The organism is Pleurocapsa minor HA4230-MV1, from assembly GCA_019359095.1.
Taxonomy (GTDB): domain Bacteria; phylum Cyanobacteriota; class Cyanobacteriia; order Cyanobacteriales; family Xenococcaceae; genus Waterburya; species Waterburya minor.
The window spans coordinates 23,960-30,169 of record JAHHHZ010000032.1; the positions used below are offsets into that span (position 1 = coordinate 23,960).

Genomic DNA, 6,210 nt, shown 5'->3' on the forward strand with positions numbered 1-6,210 from the left:
ATGGAAACAGTAGTTATGGCAATAGGATTTGCCACAGCTTTTACCTTTGGCGCGTGTATTGGTAGTTTCCTCAACGTAGTTATATATCGCATTCCCGCAGGATTATCTTTAGTTCATCCCCCATCTCGCTGTCCTCAATGTATGCATCCATTGGGAATTACGGAAAATGTCCCTGTATTTGGCTGGTTATGGCTTCGGGGTTGCTGTCGTTGGTGCAAAACTAGAATTTCCAGCCGTTATCCAATTGTCGAAGCAGTTACTGGCTTAATCTTTATGGCGGTTTTTGGGCGTTTTGGCTACAGTCTAGAAACTGTTGGCTACTGTCTTTTTTTATCTTGGCTATTATCGTTATCGATGATTGACTTGGATACTATGACTTTACCCTCGTCTTTAACTAAATCAGGATTAGTATTGGGCTTAGTATTTCAGGTTGTTATTGGTTGGCAAGCTAGCCATAGCCAAGGTGTAGCCAATGGTTTAATGTTTGGGATTGGTGGTGCAGTTTCAGGTATCTGGTTGCTAGAAATTATTGCCTTAATCGGTTTAATGATGATGGGACAGCAGGCAATGGGTGATGCAGACGGTAAGTTAATGGCAACTATTGGCGCTTGGATTGGCTGGAAATATGTTTTATTATCTAGCTTGATTGCCTGTGGTATGGGTGCAATTGTTGGCGGTGGCGCGATCGCTTTGAAAATTATTGGCAGAAAACAACCAATGCCTTTTGGGCCATTTTTAGCATTAGGTGGGGCATTAAGCTTATTTTTTGGGAATGAGATAATTGATGCCTATCTCCAGAATTTTTGGAGTTTTTAGCTTTAAAGATCAATGTTTTTTGTCTTCAACCTTCCCCTTTGAGAAACTCTTCGCTGTCGATCTGAACTCCATCCTCCGCCATCGATTTTATCGACTCTAATTTTTCTGCTTCAGCAACATGTTGTTTAGCCGTAATTTTAATTCCTGGCAGATGATCTAGGCTTTCTTGTAGTTGTCTTACTTGGTCAACAGGGGTAAATACGGTTAAGCCTTGAGGAATACATTTAACCTCTATAGGAGTAAAACCAATTAATTCTCCGTCTAAAACTACTTTTTGTGGTGGATTGGTAGTAACTTTTACCCACTTGGTTCGTAAATAGCCAACGTCATTTCTTTCGGCTGCTTCATTGTTACTTGCAGTTTGAAGTAGATGATAAGAAATAGCGATCGCCTCTACTCTCGTTTTAGCCGTAATAATGGTCACATCCAGTAGTCCATCATCATAAACTACTCCTGCTGTACCTTGGGCTAAAACTGAAGTAGGTGGTGCAGCATTGGCAACCGTCACAGCGTTAGCGTCAACTTCGATTACTTTATCATCAGTTTCAATTATCGTCGTGAATTTCTCAAATTCTCTCAGTTGCTTCAATCCAGAAAGCACATAAGCTAGCATTCCTAAGCGATCTTTTGCTTCGCGATCGGCATCTTCTACGGTTTCAGCCTCAAAACCTATTCCTGCCAATAAAATCATCGGCTTATCGTTACAGTATGCTGCATCTACCTTTTTAGTTGCACCATCGACAATTACCTGACATGCTGCTTCAATCGTGTCGGGTATATCCAAAGCATTGGCAAAAGCATTTGCTGTTCCTCTGGCGATCGCACCTAAAGGAATATCTGTATTAATTAAAGCTTCGGCGACTGCTGAAACCGTACCATCTCCCCCAGAAGCAATAATCATTTCTACATTATTCTTTACTGCTTGGACTGCTAATTCTCCTGCGCTAACTTCTGGGGTAGTGTATTGAATATCGAGATCGAATGTTGGCTCTAAAATACTCTTAATAGTGGCTAAATCTTGCTCTGAGTTACCTTGTCCCGCAACAGGATTGAAAATTAAACAAGCTGGGCGATTCATAAGCTAAAAAGCAATAAGTGTTCGACATGAGAAAAAAGCTACTAAAGGCAGTAGTTATTAATGTTTCTAGCTAATTCTTCTTTAAAAGTCATCTGTTAAAAGACTTATTCCAGGTTATGAAACAAGTTATTAAACAACAATGTTGACCTAATTGTGCTTATTGCTTATGGCTTTGCTTATTTACTTAGATATTTCAGGCTGTAATTCTGACAAGATGATAAACCGAATATGATTCAAGGATAAGTCACCAATCGAAACCGTTTCTTTATCAATTTTTACACCTTCACTCGTAATAAACTCAAAAGAAGTATCTTTTGCCATCTCTGCGTGATACCAAGATAGTCCCATAAAAAAGCGGGTGGGATATGGCCCTCCTTCAAACAGATCGTCGGGGTTAGATTCCATTGGTAACCAGCCATAGCCAGGAAGATAAAACTCCATCCAAACATGGTTATAATCAGGCTGTAAAGGTAGGTTGCGCTTGAGAGGATCCCCAGGACATTTATATCTCCCAACGGTGCGACAGGCAATACCATTAAGACGGCATAAAGCCAAAAGCAAGCCAAGATATTCCCCGCATGAACCCACTCCTCGTTTAAGTACAAGATCGGGAGTATCAATATGGGGTTTGATACCGTAGGCTAGTTTGTCATAAACATAGTTGCGAATACTGTATACCTGACGTAAAAGATTGGTTTCTGAGCCGATCGCTGTTTTGGCAGCCTGTTTAATAATCTCGGTATCCATAGCCAGATTATCGTTGTCTAACAGGTACTTTTGTTGATATTCTTGACTAAGGTTCGGTATTCTTTCGCAATCATCGGGCTTAATCTGATATTTAATGCTCCAGACTGCTAAAATTGCTTTCCAGCCAAATATATAACGCTGTTCAGAATTAAAATTATCAAACTTAAATACGGCAATGCGCTGCCCATCTTTAACTTCTTCCGTAAAGGGTAGTCCGATCGCCTGAACTGAGCGAATTTTTTGTCGATCTGTTTCTGCTGGTAAGGCAATACGCCATTCTAAATTGTCGATCTCGATCTCATCTAGAGGTGAAATTTCCTCAGTGTAGGACATCTCCACTAAATAGCCATTAGATAAAGCGTAGTTTTGCTGGCGGTTGTAAGCGAAATAAAGTGGGTGAATAAAAGTGCGATCGCGATCTTGTAATTCGTAATTGGGTTCAGCATTAGGATTGTCGCGGATATACATTTCGCGATCTGTATAAGCGACATAAAGAGTTTCTTGACCTTCGTTAGAATTAAAAGCTAATCCTGTTGGTGAAGCAAAGGGAGTTAAAACACTAAAAATAGTTTCTCCTGTAGCTCGATCGAGACAATAAACAGTTTGCTCTAGATCGTCTGTTAGCCAAATCTCTTCTGACTTGACGGTAATATTTTCTAAACCAATCCCAGGGGCATAAAAATGCGTAATCTTGGTGGCGCGATCGCGATTATAAACTAAAATCTTGCCTTGTTTTTGACTGGTCAAATAAATGGTCGATTCCCAAACAGCAATGCCGTTAATCTCGCAATCTAAATGGAGAAATAATTGCGGTTCAAAATCTTTAGTGACTAAAGAACAACAGTAGACACGTTCGCCCTTAGTAAACCAAAGAATATCATCAGTAATGGCTAAACCTGTTGCCCCAATAAAATCTGACCAACTGCGAGTATTTAGAATGGTCGTGTTATCTGTAGCGGGATCGATTTGTAGTAAATAACCGTTGTTAGAGTCAATCGCCCAAATAAAATCTTCATGGAACACCATACCGTAAATTGAACTGGCTGCGATCGGTCTAATGGTTGTGACAGCAGTAGGTTTATTTGAGGTCATATAGTCAATCAAAAGTTTGAGTACCTAAAATACTACATTTGTTTAGCCAGTTACAGTGTAGGTAGTGAACAATTGATTATTTGAGTTGAGATTATGCGCTCAATATACAGTTATGCCTCCGTTTCAGACAATGGTGTGGCTGAATCAATACAAGAGCTACCTAGTCTTTTAACTAAAGCTTTTTAAACTAAATTTGAACTAAAATTGAACAAGATACTGTTCATTTATACTTAAAAAGAGAGCCAAGCTTTAGACTTTACTCTCTTTTCAATATACAGTACCCCCAAGGGAATTTGAATCCCTGTCGCCTCCGTGAAAGGGAGGTGTCCTAGGCCACTAGACGATGGGGGCTAAGACTGACTGCCTGTTTTTGTGTCACTGGCAACGTTTCTAAATATATCGAATATTTTTGCCCCTGTCAACAAAATACTCAAAAAAACTTTGGGCGACGGCTAAAAATGACTACATACCCTGTCGCATTTGCTTTAATCGCTTTTGGGCAACAGGATCTAAGGTATTAAATAAAAAACGACCAGGAGGTTTTCTCTTGGTCTGTTTGTTGGTCTTATTTTTAGTTTTCTGGACTGCTAATCCTACTTCTCGCTCCAGCATTGGTGCGGAAAGCCATTCTGCTCCATAGCCGACCACAGTTAGCTGTTGGGCGCGATCGCTAGTCGCGACGATTAAACGAGTAGATTCCTGCTGGTATTTCTTGCGAGCAAAGGTGGCGCAAAATTTCTCAATATAGGTATCTGCGGTTTCGGCAAAGGCAGTATAATGTACCGATAAAGCAGCAGTGTGGGTTTCAGTGCTGCGAGGGGTGTCTTGATAATGAGCATCAAAAACAACCTTGGTACGGTATGCTACGGAAGCGCTATAGTTGATTAAACATTCGACTAGTTCATATCGAGCAGCTTCTAAGCCATGGCGATCGCGACTTTGTTTTAAGTCCGACCAGTCGCCGATGATGTTATAACCATCGACGAGTAATATTGCCTGGTGGGAGGGGGGAGACATTGCAATGGATGATCCTGATGAGAACTGGGTAAAGATTTACACTTTATTTTAAGTATATTTGTTAACAAAAAGTTAAACAAAAATAAATTACCTTTTTTATTGGCTTTCTGTTGCTAACAACTTTTGCTTAAGAGATTGAGGTTCTCCCTGAGCTACGACTTTGCCTCCTGCTAATAAAAATGCACCATCACAGTAGTCTAACTCTTCTAAACGGTGGGTTACCCAAAGAGCAGTTAGACCCCGTTCTTTGACTAGATTCCTCACCTGAGCGACTAACTCCAGCTGAGTATCTGCATCGAGCAAGGCAGTTGGTTCATCAAATAAAATAGCTTCGCAGTTACGAGCAATAGCTCCTGCGATCGCAATTCTTTGTTTTTGACCACCACTAAGAGCATGAATTGGTCTTCTTTCTAGCTCTGGTAAGTTGACTGCATCGAGGGCTTCTTTGACTCTCTGTCTTACCTGCACCTGAGTTAGATTCTCACTCACCAAACCAAAAGCAATATCTGCTCCCACAGTCGGCATGACTAGCTGATGGTCGGGATTTTGAAAGACAAATCCCGTTTTGTGAGGCATGACAACCGAACCACTATCAGGGATTAGCAATCCAGCTAATAACCTTAATAAAGTTGATTTACCACTACCATTGTTCCCCAAGAGCATCCAAAATTCCCCCTGGGGTACTTGAAGGGTGCAATCCTGTAAGACAGACGCTTCGTCAGACCAGCTAAAGCAGATATTGTTTACTCGGATAGTCGGCAATTTTTCCGCCTTAATATTGCTAGTAAAAGTCATTACTTTTCAGCTACAGTGGCAAAAAATCCAGGAATTCGACCTTCTGCCATCCCACCAGATTTCTTATTGATGCTAATGGCACAGATTAGGTTGCCTTTAACCGCTACTTTTTTATCTTCGTCCTTATCGCAGGTAAGTTCAATTAAGTCGGCGTTACCAGAACGCATAGCTGCCATCAGTTCTTGATAGAGACTTTCCGCTGCCTCAGCTTCTTTGCGCTGGACTGAGATTGGTAAAGGAATTTCTTGTAAAACGATATCGATAGTGAACATAATCTTGTTTTTTAATGACGGCAATTATTTGATTATCTTCCAGATTCTCGCAAATTCCCATCTTTATTTCCGCTTGGATCTCAAAAATCTTTATTTTTTCTTTGGTTTTGCCCTGGAAATTCTAGTTATTTTCTTTTATTATGTGTAGTATAAGTAAAGAAAAGTAAATTTTTCTCACAATTGGCTTGATGTACTTTCGTGTCAAGTCATTAAAATTGTAATCATTCCAACGATCTTAATAAATATAATTTCGGAGATCTATTTCCATGACAATAGCAGTAGGACGCGCACCAGCCAAGCGCGGTATCTTTGATGCCGTAGACGACTGGCTCAAGCGCGATCGCTTCGTATTCGTAGGATGGTCGGGTATCTTACTCTTCCCTTGTGCCTATA

At 40.5% G+C, this 6,210-nt stretch carries 7 protein-coding genes and 1 tRNA gene; 2 read left to right on the forward strand and 6 right to left on the reverse strand.

Features of this window, described 5'->3' with window-relative positions; all coding sequences use genetic code 11:
- On the forward strand, positions 1-816 hold the full coding sequence (locus tag KME09_22635) for a prepilin peptidase (protein ID MBW4536733.1): 816 nt from the start codon (positions 1-3) through the stop codon (positions 814-816).
- Between the two features lie 25 nt (positions 817-841).
- Here KME09_22635 and KME09_22640 read toward each other — a convergent pair whose 3' ends face one another.
- From KME09_22640 to KME09_22665, 6 genes are all read right to left on the reverse strand, one after another.
- Entirely contained in the window at positions 842-1,894 is a 1,053-nt protein-coding gene (locus tag KME09_22640) for a YegS/Rv2252/BmrU family lipid kinase (GenBank protein MBW4536734.1), read from the reverse strand.
- 180 nt (positions 1,895-2,074) lie between these two features.
- Positions 2,075-3,733, reverse strand: coding sequence for a transglutaminase family protein (locus KME09_22645; protein ID MBW4536735.1), 1,659 nt, complete (start codon positions 3,731-3,733; stop codon positions 2,075-2,077).
- A gap of 278 nt (positions 3,734-4,011) precedes the next feature.
- Positions 4,012-4,084, reverse strand: a tRNA-Glu gene (locus KME09_22650).
- A 111-nt stretch (positions 4,085-4,195) separates the two neighbouring features.
- Positions 4,196-4,750: an NYN domain-containing protein gene (locus tag KME09_22655; protein ID MBW4536736.1), complete on the reverse strand. Its 555-nt coding sequence runs from the start codon at positions 4,748-4,750 to the stop codon at positions 4,196-4,198.
- 96 nt (positions 4,751-4,846) lie between these two features.
- Complete coding sequence (locus KME09_22660) at positions 4,847-5,545, reverse strand: energy-coupling factor ABC transporter ATP-binding protein (protein MBW4536737.1); 699 nt, start codon at positions 5,543-5,545, stop codon at positions 4,847-4,849.
- A complete protein-coding gene (locus tag KME09_22665; protein ID MBW4536738.1) occupies positions 5,545-5,817 on the reverse strand; it encodes a hypothetical protein in 273 nt (90 codons plus the stop codon). Before KME09_22665 ends, KME09_22660 begins: the two co-directional genes overlap by 1 nt.
- 266 nt (positions 5,818-6,083) lie before the next feature.
- On the opposite strand from KME09_22665, the gene KME09_22670 reads away from it, so the two are divergent.
- Positions 6,084-6,210: photosystem II D2 protein (photosystem q(a) protein) (locus KME09_22670; GenBank protein ID MBW4536739.1), on the forward strand; the 127-nt coding region annotated here is incomplete at its 3' end.